Source organism: Mesorhizobium sp. M0751 (assembly GCF_040320265.1).
GTDB lineage: Bacteria > Pseudomonadota > Alphaproteobacteria > Rhizobiales > Rhizobiaceae > Mesorhizobium.
The window spans coordinates 196523-215077 of sequence record NZ_JAMYPH010000001.1; the positions used below are offsets into that span (position 1 = coordinate 196523).

17 protein-coding genes and 2 pseudogenes are annotated in these 18555 nt (G+C 60.9%); 1 reads left to right on the plus strand and 18 read right to left on the minus strand.

Translation table 11 applies throughout. The annotated features are described in order from the left end of the window. Positions 1-65: 65 nt before the first annotated feature. The 18 genes and pseudogenes from NKI19_RS00865 to NKI19_RS00955 form a co-directional block, all read right to left on the minus strand. Positions 66-323, minus strand: a complete 258-nt coding sequence (locus NKI19_RS00865) for a hypothetical protein (RefSeq protein ID WP_352488871.1) — start codon at positions 321-323, stop codon at positions 66-68. A 337-nt stretch (positions 324-660) separates the two neighbouring features. Further along, a complete protein-coding gene (locus NKI19_RS00870; protein ID WP_352488872.1) occupies positions 661-1200 on the minus strand; it encodes an NADH-quinone oxidoreductase subunit B family protein in 540 nt (179 codons plus the stop codon). A gap of 12 nt (positions 1201-1212) precedes the next feature. After that, positions 1213-2730: a hydrogenase large subunit gene (locus tag NKI19_RS00875; RefSeq protein ID WP_352488874.1), complete on the minus strand. Its 1518-nt coding sequence runs from the start codon at positions 2728-2730 to the stop codon at positions 1213-1215. Between the two features lie 17 nt (positions 2731-2747). After that, complete coding sequence (locus NKI19_RS00880; RefSeq protein WP_352488876.1) at positions 2748-4199, minus strand: hydrogenase 4 subunit F; 1452 nt, start codon at positions 4197-4199, stop codon at positions 2748-2750. Continuing rightward, complete coding sequence (locus NKI19_RS00885; protein WP_352488877.1) at positions 4196-4858, minus strand: hydrogenase-4 component E; 663 nt, start codon at positions 4856-4858, stop codon at positions 4196-4198. Before NKI19_RS00885 ends, NKI19_RS00880 begins: the two co-directional genes overlap by 4 nt. Continuing rightward, the gene (locus NKI19_RS00890) at positions 4858-5814 is read right to left on the minus strand and encodes a respiratory chain complex I subunit 1 family protein (protein WP_352488879.1); all 957 of its coding nucleotides are present in this window, start codon (positions 5812-5814) and stop codon (positions 4858-4860) included. The genes NKI19_RS00885 and NKI19_RS00890 overlap by 1 nt, the downstream gene beginning before the upstream one ends. Then, complete coding sequence (gene hyfB, locus NKI19_RS00895) at positions 5805-7826, minus strand: hydrogenase 4 subunit B (RefSeq protein ID WP_502899218.1); 2022 nt, start codon at positions 7824-7826, stop codon at positions 5805-5807. Before hyfB ends, NKI19_RS00890 begins: the two co-directional genes overlap by 10 nt. Continuing rightward, entirely contained in the window at positions 7823-8137 is a 315-nt protein-coding gene (locus NKI19_RS00900; protein ID WP_023675522.1) for a helix-turn-helix domain-containing protein, read from the minus strand. Before NKI19_RS00900 ends, hyfB begins: the two co-directional genes overlap by 4 nt. Positions 8138-8514: 377 nt before the next feature. Beyond that, positions 8515-9282, minus strand: a pseudogene (locus NKI19_RS00905) (YoaK family protein); the annotation flags it as partial. A gap of 115 nt (positions 9283-9397) precedes the next feature. Continuing rightward, positions 9398-9670 (minus strand): helix-turn-helix domain-containing protein, encoded by a 273-nt coding sequence (locus NKI19_RS00910; protein ID WP_352488880.1) that lies wholly within the window; start codon positions 9668-9670, stop codon positions 9398-9400. A gap of 423 nt (positions 9671-10093) precedes the next feature. Next, the gene (locus NKI19_RS00915; protein ID WP_352489124.1) at positions 10094-10798 is read right to left on the minus strand and encodes a GntR family transcriptional regulator; all 705 of its coding nucleotides are present in this window, start codon (positions 10796-10798) and stop codon (positions 10094-10096) included. Positions 10799-10900: 102 nt separating this feature from the next. Beyond that, on the minus strand, positions 10901-11641 hold the full coding sequence (locus tag NKI19_RS00920) for an aspartate/glutamate racemase family protein (RefSeq protein ID WP_023722329.1): 741 nt from the start codon (positions 11639-11641) through the stop codon (positions 10901-10903). Positions 11642-11649: 8 nt separating this feature from the next. Beyond that, the gene (locus NKI19_RS00925; RefSeq protein WP_352466752.1) at positions 11650-12372 is read right to left on the minus strand and encodes an ABC transporter ATP-binding protein; all 723 of its coding nucleotides are present in this window, start codon (positions 12370-12372) and stop codon (positions 11650-11652) included. Between the two features lie 2 nt (positions 12373-12374). Further along, positions 12375-13154: an ABC transporter ATP-binding protein gene (locus tag NKI19_RS00930; RefSeq protein WP_352488882.1), complete on the minus strand. Its 780-nt coding sequence runs from the start codon at positions 13152-13154 to the stop codon at positions 12375-12377. Positions 13155-13158: 4 nt separating this feature from the next. After that, complete coding sequence (locus tag NKI19_RS00935) at positions 13159-14133, minus strand: branched-chain amino acid ABC transporter permease (protein WP_292659991.1); 975 nt, start codon at positions 14131-14133, stop codon at positions 13159-13161. Positions 14134-14138: 5 nt separating this feature from the next. Next, positions 14139-15005: a branched-chain amino acid ABC transporter permease gene (locus NKI19_RS00940; protein ID WP_352488883.1), complete on the minus strand. Its 867-nt coding sequence runs from the start codon at positions 15003-15005 to the stop codon at positions 14139-14141. Between the two features lie 76 nt (positions 15006-15081). Beyond that, positions 15082-16284 carry an ABC transporter substrate-binding protein gene (locus NKI19_RS00945; RefSeq protein ID WP_352466755.1) on the minus strand — a complete coding sequence of 401 codons (1203 nt, stop codon included), beginning with the start codon at positions 16282-16284 and terminating at the stop codon, positions 15082-15084. 602 nt (positions 16285-16886) lie between these two features. Then, positions 16887-17186, minus strand: a pseudogene (locus NKI19_RS00955) (diacylglycerol kinase); the annotation flags it as partial. Positions 17187-17849: 663 nt separating this feature from the next. On the opposite strand from NKI19_RS00955, the gene NKI19_RS00960 reads away from it, so the two are divergent. After that, the gene (locus NKI19_RS00960) at positions 17850-18524 is read left to right on the plus strand and encodes a protein-L-isoaspartate(D-aspartate) O-methyltransferase (protein WP_352488884.1); all 675 of its coding nucleotides are present in this window, start codon (positions 17850-17852) and stop codon (positions 18522-18524) included. The last annotated feature ends 31 nt before the right edge of the window (positions 18525-18555 follow it).

The window sequence follows — 18555 nt, forward strand, 5'->3', positions numbered from 1 at the left end:
CGCGAGTCGGTCCTTGCCCTGCTCCCGAAGCCTGAGCTCCGATATACCTGCTGCTGTTTCCTCAGCTAATAGATCGTTATGATTGCAGGATTAACCGTTTCATAGCCCAGGCGCGGCTCCGATTTGTCTTTCGAAATCGCGCTGGAGACAGTTCCGGTTGAACTGCAACCCAATTTTGTTTCCCTGTTTTTCTTGATCGTGCTGCCCGACAGGTCGGCGCAGGCCGACGTTACTTCTGTACTGACCACCCTCTTTTTCTCGTGCGCAATGGCGGCGGTGGATACGGCAATCAAAATTGCCGCGCAAACAATCGTCAATCTCATCGATTTCCCTCTTAGTGCACCGCAAAAGTGTGGTCGACTGCTTTGAGTCGCCGGCGAAGACGGTACTCACGCCTGCCCGGCCAATGCAGCTTCCGACGGCACAAGATTGTAACTACATTAGCTGCAGCGCAAGTAACCATTTCGGACTAGGGAACGGGTTCACCCTTCGACGGAATGGGGCTGAGCCGCCGTCGAAAAAGCAGGCGCTTTAGCCGTTCCCGCCGCCGAGCGCCTTCCAATTTTGGGACACAGGTTGGCTGATGCCCTTAAACTCACGGCTACGCATTGGTTGGATCTATGCAGCGACAAGGCCAACCTTGGCAAAGCCTCTGCATAGTCACCTTCGGGCAGCACCAGTCTTGGAATTCACGCCCTCAAGCAAGGCGAGCAGGCCTTTCAGAATTTCGATTGGCGGCGGCGGACAACCTGGAATGTGCAGATCGACAGGCAAGGCCTCGGACACTCCGCGCACCACGGCATAGCTGCCGGCGAAACAGCCGCCATTACCTGCGCAATCTCCGAGTGCGACCACCCATTTTGGGTTGGGTGTTGCGTCGTAGGTCCGCTTCAATGCCTCGCGCATGTTTTTTGTGACCGGCCCGGTGACGAGCAGTACATCGGCATGGCGGGGTGATGCGACGAACCGGATCCCAAAACGCTCGATGTCATAGAAGGCATTGTTCAGCGCGTGCATCTCAAGTTCGCAGCCGTTGCAGGAACCGGCATCGATCGCCCGGATCGACAGGCTTCGCCCCAATCGTTTGTGAGCAGCCCCGTCGAGCGCGCGTGCGAGTTCGTCGACCGCCGTGCTGCTTGCCAACGGCGGACGCTCGGTGAGAGGGGGGCGTATCAGGCTTTCAAAAAGAAGCTTGCGCATGACAGCGTGCCTTCAGAGATCATGGCCCGAATAAGAGCAGTTGAACGATTTGTTGCACAGCGGAAAGTCGGCAACGATGTTTCCTTCGATCGCCGCTTCAAGGAGCGGCCATTGAAACCAAGACGGATCACGGAGGTGACAGCGCTCGACCAAGCCGCCCTTGCCAATGCGCAGCCATGCCAGAATGTCGCCGCGGAAACCTTCGACTAGCGCCATGCCTTCATGCGGTTGGTCTGTCTGCGCGAAATCGACACGGATCGGTCCGTCTGGCAGTTGTCGCAGAACTTGTTCGATCAGGGACAGGCTCTGTTCGACCTCGCGGATACGAATCCAGACACGGGCGTTCACGTCGCCTTCCTGGAGTAGAGGCACATCGAAGGCGAGTTCGCCATAGGGTGGATAAGCGAGATTGCGGCGGGCATCGAAGTCCCGACCGGAGGCCCGGCCAACATACCCTCCGGCGCGATACTGTCGGGCGAGTTCCACCTTCAGCCGGCCAGTTGCGACAGTCCGATCCTGCAGCGACGCCGTGTTATCATAGAGCTCGACCAGCGCGGGAAACCGTTGCCTGATCTCTGCGATCAGGGACCTGAGCGCTGTCGTGCCCTCATCGCTCAGGAAGCTTGCCACGCCTCCGGGCACGATGCGGTCGCGCATCAAACGATGACCGAAGGCAGCATCGCTTGCCCGCAATACGCGCTCACGCAGCACCCCACAGTGGGCATGCATGAGCGCGAAGGCGGCATCATTGCAGATAGCGCCGATGTCGCCCAGATGATTGGCCAGGCGCTCCAACTCGGCCATGAGGGCTCGCAGCCAGACCGCGCGCGGGGGAATCTCGACACCCAGCGCCGCCTCGACCGCGCGGGCGAAAGCGAGCGAGTATGCCACGGTACTGTCGCCGGAGGTTCTGCCCGCCAGTTTGGCTGCGCGGTCGATGTCGGACCCCGCCATCAGGCCTTCTATGCCCTTGTGCGTGTATCCGAGGCGCTCCTCCAGCCGGACGACCGTTTCGCCGCTCGCCGTGAACCGGAAATGGCCCGGCTCGATGATGCCAGCATGCACGGGTCCGACCGGGATCTGATGCAGGCTCTCCCCCTCGGCAGGCAGGAAACTGTAGGGGGAGGCTGTCGCAGCAGACGTCCGGACGCGGGTACTCAACGGATAGCTGACACCCCAATGGCCATGATCAAGCCACCGTCTCGTATCAGGCGCGCCTTGTGGCAGGAGCCCGAACAGGTCAGCAGCCGCACGTTCGAGCCGCAATGCGGGCGGATGCAGCCGGCCGACCGATGGGTAGCGGCCACTGGGGCATTCCAGGCTGACAACGCCGATGTCCCCGGCGCTTTCATCGAGAAGTGCCATGTGGACGGCGCCTGGCTCACCCCATAGGCCGAGCAGGCTCCAGTGGCCCTCGGCCAATTGCTCGACGGCAAAGCCCCATTTTTTCGGAGTCACCACGGCGCGCGACCACGGGAAATGATTTTCGACACGTTGGCCAGCAAGGATGAGATCGATCAGCGCGGGCATGCTCTTTCTCTCCTCTCTCACCCCAGGATACTTGCGACGTGCTGGAACCATGTGACCAGCGGTGGCGGCAGATAGATGCCGGCGGCAAACACCAACGCCAAATGGGAATACATCGGAATGTAGGACGCCTCGGCGGGTGCCGTGCTGCCGCGCGGTTCGCCGAAAGCGACGCCGGTCAGTCGAAGCAGCAGGGCGCCGAAAGCGAGCAGAATCCCGAAAACCAACGGCATCGCCAAAAGGGGGTGTCTTGCAAATGTCGAACTCACGACCAGGAATTCGCTCATGAAGATGCCGAGCGGAGGGAGGCCGGCAATGGCAACGACGCCGATGACGAGCGCCCAGCCAAGCGCAGGATGCGTCTCCGTCAGCCCCCGAATTTCGGCGATGTTCTGTGTCCCCTTGACCTGGGCAATGTGGCCGACCGTGAAAAAGATCGCCGACTTGGTCAGGCTGTGCATGACCATGTGCAGCAGGCCGGCAAAATTGGCGAGCGGGCCTCCTATGCCGAAAGCGAACACGATGATGCCCATGTGCTCGATCGAGGAGTACGCGAACAGGCGTTTGATGTCGCGGCGGCGGTAGAGCATGAAGGCCGCGAAAACAAGCGAAGTCAGTCCCATCGTGATCATCAATGGCCCAGGTGCGATCGCTTCCGGGCTTGCCGCGAGCAACAGCTTGAAGCGCAGCACGGCATAGAGCGCGACGTTTAACAGCAAGCCCGACAGCACTGCGGAAATCGGCGTTGGACCCTCAGCATGCGCGTCTGGCAGCCAGGCATGCAAGGGCGCAAGGCCGACCTTCGTCCCGTAGCCGAGCAGCAGAAAGATGAAGGCGACATTGAGCAGAGCCGGATCGAAGCGCGCGGCGTGAGCGATGAGCACCGTCCAGACCATCGCATTCGTCCCCTCGCCAACAACCGGCTGTGCAGCCATGTAGACGAGGATGGTGCCGAACAGTGCGAGCGCGATGCCGACGCTGCCCAGAATGAAATATTTCCAGGCTGCCTCCAGCGCTTCGTGCGTGCGGTAGATGCCGACCATGAGCACGGTGGTCAGCGTGGCAAGCTCCACCGCCACCCACATCAAGCCAATATTGTTCGAGACGAACGCCAGGTTCATGCCGAACATCATGACCTGGTACATTGCGTGATAAAACCGCAAGTTCGGGACTGTCAGCCGCCCGATCTCCAGTTCGTGGGCAATGTAGGAAGCGCTGAAGACGCTGGTGGTGAAGCCGACGAATGTGTTGAGCACGATAAAGACGATATTGAGATCGTCGACGAGCAGATACTGCCCGGGCTGCGGGCGGTCGGTGACAAGAAGCGACAGTGCGGCGAGCAAGGTCAGCAAGCTCGCAGCGACATTGACGCCCGCCGATAGCCGGTATTTCGGCAGCACCGCCAGGAGTGCGGCCGCGAAGACCGGTATCAGCAAAATGGCGGCCACCGCATCGAGAGAAAACGCGGTCAACGGTGTTCTCCCCTGTAGTCGTCGAGCGCGCCGACATCCACCGAGTCGAACCTCTCGCGGATGCGGAACAGGAAGACTCCGATGACGATGAAGGCAATAAGGATCGAGAAGGCGACACTGATCTCGACGACCAGGGGCATGCCCTTGGCCCCAGTGGCGGCGAGGACCAGACCGTTCTCGAGCGACATGAATCCGACAACTTGGCTGACGGCGTTGCGGCGGGTGACCATCACCAGCAGCCCCAGCAAAATGATGGACAACGCGAAAGCCAGGTCCTCGCGGGCGAGGGGATCAGCCTCGGGAGTGACGCGCAGCATGAGGACCATGGACAGGGCCACCAGGCCTATCCCCGCAAGCATGGTCGTACCGATGCCGACGGCGGTCTCGACGTCACGATGGATGCCGAGCCGCTGAATGATGCGATGAAGCCCGACAGGAATGACGATCGCCTTGAAGACGAGGGCGATCGCCGCCGTGACGTAGAGATGATGCGCGTCCTGAATGTATGCCTGCCAAGCTACGGACAGGGCCAGCACGATTGCATGAAGCGCAAAAACGTTGATCAGCGCAAAGAGGCGATCCTGATACAGCATCATGAAACTGACCAGCACCAGGCCGCCGGCAAGCAGGTGAGCGATGTCGAAGGTGAGGCCGTTCATCAGAGGCTCCGTGAGACGAACAGCAGGAGCGTGCCGAGCAGGGCCAGCATCAGCGCTGCCCCGAGGAAATCCGGGACGCGGAAGACGCGCATCTTGGCGATGGCGGTCTCAAAAACAGCGAGGAGAACGCCACAGACGGCAAGCTTGCCGACATAGGCGACGACACCCGGAGCAAGTGATTCCAGTCCTGCCCCGGCGCTCGCCAGTCCCCAAGGTAGGAAGACGCAGGAAATCAGCGACACATAGAGCAGAAGCTTGAGGAAGGCGGCAAACTCGATCATCGCCAGATGGCGACCGGAATATTCCAGCACCATCGCCTCATGAACCATGGTGAGTTCCAGATGGGTCGATGGGTTGTCCACGGGTATGCGGGCGTTTTCGGCGATCGCCACCATCACGAGGGCGATAAGCGACATCCCGAGCGACACCCGCAAGCCAACCTCCGGTGACCCCATGAAGGCGGCGACCGTTGAGAGTTGCGTAGCACCCGCGACGAGCGCCAGGCTGAACACGATGAGCAGCATGGCGGGTTCGGCCAGCGAAGCGATCATCACCTCGCGGCTCGAGCCGATGCCGCCAAAGCTCGTGCCGACGTCCATGCCTGCCAGCGCCAGGAAGAACCGGGCGCTTCCCAGCAGTGCGACAATGGCTATGAGATCGGCGGTCCAACTGAATGTGAGGCCGGCGGCGAATGTCGGGATGAGCGCCGCGCCGACCCAGGTGGTGGCAAAGATCAGATAAGGCGTCACGCGAAACAGCCAGGATGCGTTGTCCGCCAGAACGACTTCCTTGCGCATCAGCCGCAAGAGATCGCGGTAAGGTTGGATCAGGGAAGGACCCTGGCGGCGCAAGAGCCGTGCCTTCACCTTGCGCACGAATCCGGTCAGGAGCGGCGCCAGCAAAAGCACCAGCGCCATCTGCGCGCCTTGAACGGCCAACTCGAGAGTCACGGCCATAGTGCGAGCACCAGGAGCAGGACAATGAGAAAGAGAAAGACGAGGGTCAGGTAGCGCCTGATCGTCAGGAACTGCAGATGGTTGAGGTGGTCGGTCGCAAAGTCGAGGGCCCGGCCGATAGGCAGGTACAGCGTCTCCCAGATCACATCATGCATTTCGACATTCAGACGAGCCGGACCGGTCTCGCCAGGTGCCGGCATTTCGACGGTTTCCCTTGCACGGAATACAAACGTGCCGAAGACGCGGCGGATAGGCTGCGCGAAGCTGACGGCCGTGTACTGCGAGCTTGGGACCACATCCGGGAAGCCACAACCCCAGGCGGGACCCCGACGGAGTGCATGTGATGCAAAGCGATGGATCACATATGCCGCAGCGGATGCGGAAAAGGCGATGAACAGGAACACCAACAGGCCGTTGTAGGAACTGCGGCTCGCTGCAATCGGCACGATAGACAGCCAGGGCTGCGCCATCTGCACAGGCATTCGGCTGCCGATCAGTGGCAGTGTCACCGATGATAGGCCGTCTATCACAAGACCGGGCAGAATGCCGGCCAGGAGACAAAGGGCAGCGAGAACGAACATTGCCGCCAGCGAGTGGCGGTCGACCTCATGCGCCAGTTCCACCGCGGCCGAGCGTGGCCGGCCGAGGAATGTAATCCCGAACGCCTTTACAAAGCAGGCCGCGGCCAGTGCCGCTGACAGCGCCAGCAGACCGCCAACGGCGGGCACCATGACCTTCAGTCCCCATTGTGGCAGATCGGGGCTCTGCAATATGGCCTGAAAAGCCAGCCATTCGGAGACGAAGCCGTTAAAGGGTGGAAGTGCCGAGATCGCGACGCAACCGACGAGAAAGGCAAAACTTGTAAAGGGCATGCGATGGATGAGACCGCCCAGCTTCTCCATATCCCGCTCTCCGGTTGCCGTCAGCACGGCGCCCGCGCCGAAAAACAGCAGGCTCTTGAAAAAGGAATGATTGAGGACGTGGAACAGCGCGGCGGTGAGCGCCAGCGCTGCAGCCGATGGCATGGCGTTCGCCTTGAATGCGAGCGCGAGACCAAGGCTTACGAAGATGACGCCGATGTTTTCAATGGTGCTATAGGCGAGCAGTCGCTTCAGGTCCTTTTCCATCAGCGCGTAGAGGATGCCGAGAACCGCCGTCAGGCCGCCAAGAAAAAGCACGGCAACGCCCGACCACCATGCCCGCTCACCGAGCAGATCGAAAATAACGCGTATGAAGCCATAGACTGCGACCTTGGTCATCACGCCGCTCATGAGAGCCGAGACGTGGCTTGGCGCAGCCGGATGAGCGAGTGGTAGCCAAACGTGCAGCGGGACGAGTCCAGCCTTGGAGCCGGCACCCAGCAGCATGAGAACCAAGACGAAAGCAGCGGCGAACGGCGTGGGGCCGGCAGCTCGCATCGCGTCGAATGTATAGGTTCCATCGGATCCGGCGAGCAGGCCGAACGCAAGCAGCAGCGCGAGTGTGCCGAAGCTCGCCATCACCAGATAGATGTAGCCCGCCCGCGCATTGTCCTGCTCGCGATGGTGCGCCATGACGAGCGCCCAGGAGGCGAGCGACATGAATTCCCAGGAAAGCAGGAAAGTGAAGGCGTCGTCGGCCACCACGACAAGGTTCATTCCGGCTAGGAAAGCCGGGAAGAACGGCAGCACCCGATGCGGCGCAGACTCATGCCTGCCGTAGCCGAGGCCATAAAAACTGGCCATGGAGCCGCCGAAGTTGACGACGATGAGGAAGAAAGTCGAGAGCGCATCCAAACGGAAATGAGCGCCAATCCATGGCAATCCAAGAGGCAACACCACAGTCGACGGGGTGACGGGATTGTCGGCGATGCGGCTCGCCAGAACCATGAGCACAGCCGCCGATATACCTAGCGTCAAGCCGTAGATCAGGCGTGTTCCCGAGTCCGATCTGCGGCTTTCCGCAATCGCAAGCACCGCAGTCCCCAGGAGCGCAGCAACGCCCCACAGGAGGACCGCGGCCCCCGAAATCACGCCACGCTCCTCACGGGGAGTTTGGCATCCGTATCGACCCCGCCCAGAATCTTGGCGGGGTCAAAATCCGCTTTCAGTCGCACGCCGCGCCCGCCGATTTGGCTGGAGGCGCCTTCAGCGATCAATTCCACGCCGGCGAGGTCAAGTGCCCCGATCAGCTTCATGAGAGAATCGACGTTACCCCGAATAATCGACTCGCTGGCTTCCATGCGTTGAATTGTCGGCACGGAAAGACCGGACAATTCGGCAAGCCTGCGCTGGTCGATGCCAAGGAGTGCCCTCGCGGCACGCAACTGTGGAGCAGTTATCACGGTCGCATCCCCCTTTTTGATCAGCTTTGAGATATTATCTCTACGCCTTGCAGCATATATTAAAATGCGGCGTATTCAATTAATGATGCGTGACGCATCTGTCTTGAAGTTGTAGAAAACCGGGCGATACGTCCTGCGCCTCGAACCAAAGCATGCGACCATTCCCGTCACGGCCAGTGTTGTCGCCAGCCATCTCGGATTGCGCGTGATGGGGCTGGAAATGGGCCTTATCTCGGCCGGCTCTTGCCGTTGGGGCCGGTCTCATCGTGCTTCAGGATCAGCCCAACGGAATAGCTGCCGAAATCTAGGAACCGCGCCTTCGCGAATGTGCTGCCAAATCTGGCATGCGGCAAAGCTCTGTAGCGCTACTGCCAAAGCCGCCTCATGCGAACGGAGACGTCCTCCAGGACTGGCATGGAGGCCAGCACGAGGAGAATGGCCGCGAGAAACAATGTCGCCGCGAAACCGACATGCTTGAAACCCACAGCGCCGATGACGCCGCCGAGAAAGAACAATGCCACAAGCGACGCCAGCAGCCTCAGCTTTCTTCGATCTGCCTTCACGAACAGTTCGTCCGAGTCACTCCCCGAGATGTTCCAATAAAGCAGCTTGCCGAGCTCGATGCCCATGTCAGTCACCAGGCCAGTGACATGCGTTGTCCGGATTCTGGCTTCCGACAGCTTGGTGATGATGGCGTTCTGCAAGCCCATGATGAAGCAAAGCAGCATCACCGTCATCGGCACAAACAGGGCTTCATGACGCGCAAGATGGCTGCCGAGCAGACCGAAGCAGATCAGCAGAACCGCTTCCAGGACAAGCGGGAACGCGTACTCGCCCTGCAGACCCTGCCGCCTTCCCCAGTTGACCAGCACCGCTGAGCAGGCGGCGCCTGCGACAAACGACAACAAGGCGCCCAATCCGGAAAGCGCCAGTCCGACATTGCCGAGTGCCAGGTGATCAGCCATCGACGAAACGATGCCTGACATGTGGGAAGTGTACTGTTGGACCGCCAGAAAGCCGCCAGCATTGGCGGCTCCTGCGATGAGCGTCAGAAAGCGAGCGAGGTGCCGGTCGGCTCTTTCGCTACGCTCTTTGCCGGTTAGCCGGCGCAGGTACAGAATCATGAGCGAACCTTGCCTTTCCATGCGGAAAAGCGGGACCGCAAGCTGACATGCCGGGAGAGGCTCATTGGGTGTTTCGAGAAGAAAAGGAAGACGAAGGACGGTGAATGCGTGGCGCCGAGAGCGTGCTTTGCATGATCTAGTTTGGCGTGCCCAACAGCGTATCTGGATGCCGGAACCTGACGCCACGGCCGCCATCGTCGCTACGCATATGTTCGCTGAGAAGGTCGACACCGCCGCGGTTCAGCGCGTTGATCACTTTCACCAAACTATCGACAACGCCTCGCACATTGCCTTGGCTGGCTTCCATTCGTTGGATCGTCGGCAGCGAGAGGCCTGCCATTTCCGCCAGGGTTTTCTGGTCGATGTTGAGAAGGCCGCGGGCGGTACGAAGCTGGGAAGCAGTGATCATCGAGGCGTCGGTGTCTGAATATGAGAAATGATATTCACAATAGTATCATTGACGTATCAAACATCAATACTAGGCGAAAAATAATGATCTGCCCTTGGTGGAGAGAACCTTGGCGATTATCGTGCCCGCATGACTCAACGCTACAGACCTTTTCAGGATCTGAGGCTTGTCCGGGAGTGCAATCTAGAGCACCGAAACGTCATAGCTTGGCATCGAGGCCTCGCCGCAGCCGACAGGTTGCTGCGGCATGTCGGGGGTCGCGACGCCGGAGAGGGCAGCGCCGCGGACTCAACGAGCGCTACTGTTATGACGGCAGGAACGAAGAAGCGGTCCTCATGGACCGATGCATGCCATGCATTGCTTCGATCACGCCCAGCACGTGCGGACATGGGCGAACTCCGGCGAAGAGTTTGACAGCGGAGATCAGCGCAAGATGTCCGATAGGCTCTCGGGCTTCTTCTGGCCAAGCGACAGATCAAGGCCCGACAGAAGGTCGATGAGATGACTTTGCATCAGGTCGGACGCGTTTTTTGCGTCGTGCTTTTCGATGGAATCAACGAGGGCGTGATGGGCGTGGCTTTCGCAGGTGGTTTCGCGGCGGCGCCAGTAGAGCGCGATGATCAGCGACGACCGCGACAACAGGTCCTTGACGAACCCGGTCAGGATCGAATGGCCGGCGATTTCAGCGATGCCGACATGGAATTTTGCCGACAGCATTATGGCGTCGCTGTCGCGGCCGGCATGCAGGGCCTCGTGCTCTTTTTCGAGATGAAGCCGCAGTTGCGCGATCTCGGCCGGCTTTGCCACTTCGGCGGCAAGCGCCGCGACCTTGGGCTCGATCAGCGCCCGCGCTTCGAACACCTCGCGCGCTTCCTGCTTGGTCGGCTGAGCGACGAACGCGCCGCGGTTCGGCTCGAGCCGAGCCAAGCGGTCATGCGACAGCGCCTGCAGCGCCGCGCGTATCACCGCGCGGCTCACCGAATAGATCGAGGCGAGCTCGTCCTCGGGCAGCTTTGTGCCCGGTGCGAGGCGGTGGCTGACGATGGCGTCGCGCAGGCCGGCATAGACCGGAAACCAGCGCATCGTCGGCTTGTCGCCATCCCGTGTCTTTGGTCCAAGCAGGTCCATCGTCTCATTGTCCCGGCGGCCGGATCGCATAGCGGCGCGAACACCGCGTTTCCGGCCGGACATCGAACATCCTGTGTGGGAGTGTCAACAATTTTGCACGCATCAGGATACACGGCCGGAGGGCGAAAAGGGCGCAAAGATTCCGGCGAAGGATTTTTCGAGTGGAACCTGGTAGCCGCCGCGCTTCGAGGTCGACAGGCCAAGGCTGACGAGGCTCTCGCAGAGTTGTACGGCGCAGGCGACGCCGTCGAGCACAGGAAGGCCATGTTCGCGGCTGAGCGCGGCGGCGAGGTCGGCCATGCCGGCGCATCCCAGCACAATCGCTTCGGCCCGGTCGTCGCGGATGGCGCGCTCGATCTCCTCCGAAATTCGATGGCGGGCGTTGGAGCCGGGCACTTCGAGCTCCAGAACGGGAACGTCGCTTGCCCGCACCCTGGCGCAGCGGCTGGCGAGGCCGTAGCGCACCAGATTGTGCTCGATCGCCGGCACCGAACGCGACAGCGTCGTCACCACGCTGAACTTGCCGGCAATTAGGCTCGCCATGTGAAACGCCGCTTCGCCGATGCCGACCACCGGCATCTCGCCGACGCAGCGTACTGCGTCGAGGCCGGTGTCGTCGAAGCAGGCGATAACGCAGGCGCTCGCCGCCGGATGTCTCTGGATCTCGCCGATCATTCCCGGGATGGCGAAGACCTCGTCGAAATAGCCTTCGACGCTGGGCGGCCCGTCCTTCGGATTGACGGCGATGATCCTGGTGCCGGCCGAAGCCGCGCCGCGCGCCGCCTCGCCGATCTTTTCGGTCATGGACGCAGTGGTGTTGGGATTGACGACGAGTATGTCCATTTGCGCTTTCATATTTCCCCGCCGAGATAGAGTTTCTTGACCCGGTCGTCGCCAAGCAGCTCGGCCGAATGTCCGGCCAGCGCGATCTTTCCGGTCGTCAGTGCGTAGGCGCGCTGCGAGATGCGCAGCGCCATGCGCGAATTCTGCTCGACCAAGAGAACGCTGACCTTTTCGTCGCGATTGATCGCCACGATGGAGCGGGCGATGTCCTGGACGAGCTTCGGCGCGACGCCGAGCGAGGGTTCATCGAGCAGCAGAAGCTTCGGTTTGGCCATCAGCGCCCGCCCGATCACCAGCATCTGCTGTTCGCCGCCGCTCATCGTGCCCGCCGTCTGGGAATAGCGTTCCTTCAGGCGCGGAAAGCGCGTGAGCACCATGTCCAGCGTCCTGGCGATTTCGGCCTTGTCGGTGCGGGTGAAGGCGCCCATCATCAGATTGTCGCGCACCGTCATGTAGGAAAAGACGCGCCGACCCTCCGGCACCATGGCGATGCCCATCCTGACCAGCTCGTCCGGGCGCGTTCCGTCGATGCGGTGGCCCCGGAAATGAATCTCGCCGCTGCGCACTTTCTTCAGGCCGGTGATGGCGCGCAGGATCGAGGATTTGCCCGCGCCGTTCGCGCCGATCAGCGCGACGGTCTCGCCCTCGTTGACGTTGAGCGACACGCCCTTCAGTGCATAGACATGGTCGTAGTAGAGTTCGACGTCGGAGACTTTCAGCAGTTCGCTCATGGCTAAAATCCGATCGCCTCATCTTCGGCGCCGAGATAGGCCTCGATGACCTTTTCGTTCTCCTGGATTTCCTTCGGCGTTCCCTCGGCGATTTTCACACCGAAGTTCAGGACGACGATGCGGTCGGAAATGTTCATGACGGCGGGCATATCGTGCTCGACCAGCAGGACAGTCACGCCGCGCTTCCGCACGTCGCGCACCATCTCCACCGCGCGCACGGTTTCGTCATGGTTCATGCCGGCGAAGGGCTCGTCGAGCAGAAGCACGGTCGGGTTGGTAGCGAGCCCGATGGCAATCCCGAGCGCGCGCAGATGGCCGTGCGGCAGCGTGCTGGCGATCTCATGCCGTTGCGCGCCGAGATCGAGGAAGTCGATGATCTCGTCGGCCGAGCGGCCGAATTCATCCTCGTCGCGCCGTGCGGTGTTCGTGCCGAGATAGAAGCCGGCAAGGCTGGCGTTGGAACGCAGGTGATGCGCGATGATGACATTGTCGCGCACCGTCATGCCCTTGAAGATCGTCGTCTCCTGGAACGTGCGCACCACGCCCTTCCGGGCGACGATATGCGGCGCCAGGCCTGAAATCCGCTCTCCCCGGAATAGCACTTCGCCCGAGGTCGGATTGAGGAAAGAGGAAATCAACTTGAACAGCGTCGACTTGCCGGCGCCGTTGGGGCCGATGACCGAGAGGATTTCGCGTTCGCGGACCGCGAAGGAAACATTGTTGACCGCGACCAGCCCGCCGAAGCGTTTGGTCACGGCCTTGATCTGGAGAAGCTCAGTCATGGTCCTAGCCCTGCTTCTTGCCGAACAGCCTGAGGCTGAGCAGGCCGTTGGGAAGGAACAGCATCAGCGCGATCAGCACCGAAGAGAAGATCAGCAACTGGAACTCGCCGGTCTCGAACAGGAAATCCCAGCCGAAATAGAGCACGAAGGTGCCGATCATCGGCCCGAAGACGTGGCCGAGCCCGCCGAGGAAGCAGTTCAGCATGAAGTTCACCGAGTCGGTGACGGTGAAGCTCGACGGATAGATCGACTGCGAGATGGCGACGAACATCGCACCGCCGAGACCGCCGAGGAATGAGGAGAAGGCGTAGGCGATAACGCGCAGATAGGCGATGTTGACGCCGATCGAGGAGGCCAGTTCCTCGTTCTGCTGCAACGACTGGCAGAGTTTGCCAATGCGCGAATGGACTAGGCGGTAGAGCGCCGCAAAGCACAGCACCATCAGCACAACCGACACCAGATAGAAGGCGGGACGCGGGTTGGCGAGCGTCGCGAAATCTGGAAGGATGGTCAGCCCGAAGATCGAGATGCCGCCGGGGAGCGGAATGCTGACCATGCCCTTGGCGCCGTTGGTGATCGGCAGCGCCAGCGCGAGCAGCCGCGCCACTTCGGTTAAAACCAGCGTGACCATGGCGAAATAGACGCCGCGAAGCCTGAGGATGGGCAGTCCGATCAGCACGCTTGCAGCGGCGCAGAATAGCCCAGCCAGCGGCAGTGTCAGCCAGAACGACACACCATACTGGACGACAAGAATGGCCGAAACATAGCCGCCCATAAGCGCGAAGGCCCCCTGGCCGATATTGATGCGGCCGATGTAGAAAGTCACCCACACCCCGGCGCTGGCGATGCTGAGCAGCGCGACCGAGGTCAGCGTGTAGTAGAGGTCGAGCCGACCGGTCGCCTCGATCAGCCAGGGCACGCCGACGAGTACGACCAGCAGGAAGACAGCGACGGCGAGGATGTTGCGTGTACGCTTCATGTCCATCATCCCCACGGCTTGCCCATGAGCCCGTTCGGGCGGATGCTCAGGAACACCATCAGCGCGGCGAAGATGACGAGATAAGTGACGTCGCCATATTGGCGTAGGACCGTCAGGCCGACCGATTCCATCATGCCGAGGATGAAGCCGCCGGCGATCGCTCCGCTGACCACGCCGGCCCCGCCGATCATCACCATCAAGAACGCCTTGATCGAGATCGGCCCACCGATGCCCGAATTGACGCCGGTGATGGCGACCAGCAGCCCCCCGACTATGCCGGCAAGCATGGCGCCGAGCGCAAAGCCGATCATCGAATAGCGGTCGACCTCGACGCCCATCAGCTGCGCCGCGACCCGGTCCTGCGCCAGCGCCCGCATGGCGCGTCCCGGCTTGCTGTACTGCATGAAAAGCACGAAGGAGGCGATGAACAGTATGGCGAGTGCGCCGACCAGCAGCCGGTCGTAAGGCATTATGAGGCTGTCGGAGACGAAGACGCCTTTGACGATCTTCGGCACGCCGCGCTGCTTTTCGCCGAACAGGAGGAGGATCACGGCGTCGAGGAAGAATGCGACCGCCGCCGCGAGAAGCATCGTACTTTCCTCCCGCACGCTTCGCTTAATCACCGTCCTGAAAAGGAATTTCTCGACAAGCGCTCCAATGACCAGCAGCGTGATCCCGGACGCGACGAGCGCGACGACGAAAGGCATGCCGAGCTGGCTATAGACGGTGTAGGTGACGAAGCCGCCGAGAACGTACATCTGCCCATGGGCAAAGTTAAGCACGTTCATCAGCGCGAAGATCAGGGTCAGACCGAGCGCGATCAAGGCGTATTGCGCGCCAAGATAAAGCCCGTTGGCGATGACTTGTTCCATCAGGATGGTTCCGGCCGTTCAGAGGCTGAAGACGAATGCTCGAGCCTCTGCGGCAATCCGCTTCGGTGCAGTTGCGTCAATCGACTTGAGCGACGAAGAGCGTCTCGAACTTGCCGTCGCGGTATTCCGTGACCACCATCGGGACCGAAAGCTGGCGCTTCTGGCCAAACGACGTCATTCCGACATAGGTCAGCTTGGCATCGCCCTTCAGATAGGGATTGGGCGCCGAGAAAGTGTCGATCGTCTTCTTGAACTCCTCGACATTGTCGATCGCGGCCGGGTTCGCCTTCAGCGTCTCGATGATGTATTCGAGCGCGTAGACCTTGGTGTTGGACTCGTCATTGTATTCGCCGAACATTTTCGTATAGCGTTCGACGAACTCCTTCATCGTGTCGGACGCGATTTCGGGCGTCGATGCGCCGCCGACCGAGATGAAGCCGTTGGCCAACTCGCCCGCGCCCTCTTCCAGCACCTTGGCATCCTGCGCCGTTTCGGTGGAGATCAGGCCTTCGTAGCCGAGCTCGCGCGCGGCGCGGATCAGCAGCGGCGCATTGCCCGGCGCGACGCCCGAAAGCACCAGCAGGTCCGGTTTTTGCAAAACGATCGGCGTCAGTACCGGCGTGAAATCGCGGGTATCGTTTTGGTAGACATCCGTGGCAGCCACAACCTCGAGCCCGAGCGCCTTTGCCGCGGCAACACCGCCATCCCGCTGGCTCAGCGGATCGGATTCGTTGGCGGCGACAAAGGCAACTTTTTTCACGCCCCTGTTTTCCATGAGATATTTGTAGATCGCCGGAGCCGACTGGTAGTTGGCGATCATGCCGAGCACGGCGTTGGACGCCGGCGGGGTGTAGAGTTCCTTCGGGAATGCGTAGGGAAAATAGATGATGCCCTTGGATTCTGCCACGGGACGCACCGCCGCCGCGCCGTCGTCGACATTCGGACCGACGACATAGTGGATGCCCTCCTGGGCCATCTTCTCCATGCCGGCGATCGCCCGCTTCGGGTCCTTCTGGTCGTCGAAGGTAACGATTTTGATGTCATAGGTCTCGTCACCAATCTTCACACCGCCGGTTTCGTTGATCCAGGCGGCGCGCGTCTGCATCGAGCGGACGTTGGATGTGCCCCACGCAGCGGCCGCGCCACTCGTCACGCCGACAAAGCCGATCTTGAGTTCCTTGTTGGCGGCGTGCACCGCGATTGTGCCGCCGGCCATGATTGCCAGCGCGGAGACGGCGCCGCGCGCCGCGGATGTGATTATTGAACGCCTGTTGATCATTGTTCTTTCCCCTTTGGAGGCCGCGCATTGTTGCGACAGAACTCGATCGATACGCGGACTTTTGTGAGTGAAGGCTCAAATCAATCACCTGTCAACAAAACTTTCTCAGATTGTTGACAATCTTGTGAGCGGCCGTAGACGAAGAACGTAGGACCGATCGCGGTTCGGTGCTTTGCTCGAGAGGTTCGTGGTGTCGGAATTCCTGAAGCTCGCATGGTGGTCCGGGCGACGGGTGTCTTTCTCACACTACCAGACCAAGGATCAGGACGAGGTCGGCGTCGTGAACGAGGATCGACGCGGTCGGGTCGTCGGTATCGAGGTGAAGGCCTCCGCAACGGTTCCGCAGGACTTTTGGGGGATTGCGCCAGTTGCAGGAAGGAGTCCGCGATCGTTTTGTGCGCGGGCTGGTGCTGCACGACCGTCACCGTGTGTCGCCGTTCGGCGAAAAAATTGCAAGCTGCACCGCTGTCGGTTCTGTGTTCGATGTAAAGTTGCATAAAATGCGGTCTGGAACTTGGGTCGCGAGGTGGTCTAAATAATCCCAGATCGATACGAGCCGAGCCTTCATTGGTCGCGGTGATTTCTGGCAACTTCGCCACCCCCGTAAGCCATCTTGCATCGAACCAGCGGTCCGCCGGCCCGTCACAGGGCAGCCGCGTGACATCCCAGTAGCTGACGAAGCGCGCGTAGGCGTCCCAGACCGGTGGAACGCCGCCGATGAAGACGACACGGCCGGCAAAGCGCTTGAGCGTGTCCTCGGGATCCATACTGGAGCGAACGACGACAAGTTCCCGATCCGCGCGAGCAAAATCCGGAACGCTTGCGATCGTCTTGGGACCGGCGAGCAAGACGTGTCCTCTCGTGACGTCGAAAAACCGTGCAACATCGGCTACGAACTCCGGCGAGCCGAAGCGATATTGGCAAACTGAAACGTCAGAGCGGCATCGCGCAGATGCCCGCCACCAAGGATACGGATGCACGCAAGGGACCGAAGAAGCGCCGGCGACCCCCCACCGCTCGAAGAACAGGAGAGGGGCCAATAGTGCGAAACCCGCTTTCCAAGCCGTTTGCCGATCCAGAAGGACAGCCAGTCTCCCAGTGCCGCGCCAATGGCGGCGGCAAGCCATCACGAAATTCCGGTTCTTCTCAGCAGCGCCACGCGGGCTAACGCTGATTATCGTATGGCCGGCATGCAGCGCGAATAGCGCTGCTGGCTCGCCCAGGTTCGGTCATCGTCAATCGCCAGATCACGCACGATCAGCGCGGGATGGAGCCGGTGAGCGACAGCGCAGGGTTCGGCGTCGTTTTGGCCTTCGGCCTATTGGTGCTGAACTGGCTGGCGATCCGCTATATCGAAGTTGTCGCCTCGCTGGCGAGCTTCTGATGCGCACGCCGTTCCACCCCGGTGCGAGGAAAGGGAGAGCACCAAGGAACGGCGACGAAATAGCAGGGCGGTACAACCCGCCCCAACCGAAGCCGCGTTCTCGACGACATGGTTACTGTGACAAGACGAACAGGGTATAAGGCTATCAGGCAGCAGACTGGTTGAGGAGCGCCCCACCGTCATGAAGCCGATGAACGAAGAGCACCTTGCGGTTCTACGCAGGCACATGGTCGAGATGATTGCAATTCACACCGATCTTGCAAGCGAAGAACTTGGCAAGGTGGCGCTCGATGAGCGGGTATTGGCGGCGATGAGGCGGATACCGCGGCACCTCTTCGTGCCAGCATCAGTTGCGCCTTATGCCTACCAAGACATGCCGCTGCCGATCGGCTTTGATAAAACCGTCTCGCAGCCCTTCATCGTTGCTCTCATGACCGATCTCCTTGCGCCGCAACCGCACGAGGTAGTGCTCGAGATCGGCACCGGCCTAGGCTACCAAACCGCAATCCTCGCGGACCTTGCCGGGCAAGTTTGGAGCGTCGAAATCATCGAGGAATTCGCAAGCCATGCCGAGGCTCTCCTGCGGGGTCTCGGCTTCTCCAATGTCGGCATTCGTGTCGGAGACGGGTCTCGCGGCTGGCCTGAGCACGCCCCATTCGACAAGATCCTGGTCACCGCGGCCGCTGAGCGGACACCGCCGGCTTTGCTTGAGCAGCTCAAACCCGGGGGACGCCTGGTCCTGCCCGTGGGACCTGGAGAAGCGCAGTTGCTGACGGTCATCGACAAGGATGCGGCAGCGCAACTGAAGACTCGCAAACTCATCCCGGTTCGGTTCAGCCGTCTCGAAACGGTCTAATGAGGGGTGCGGCTGCGCGGAGCCGTGCTGG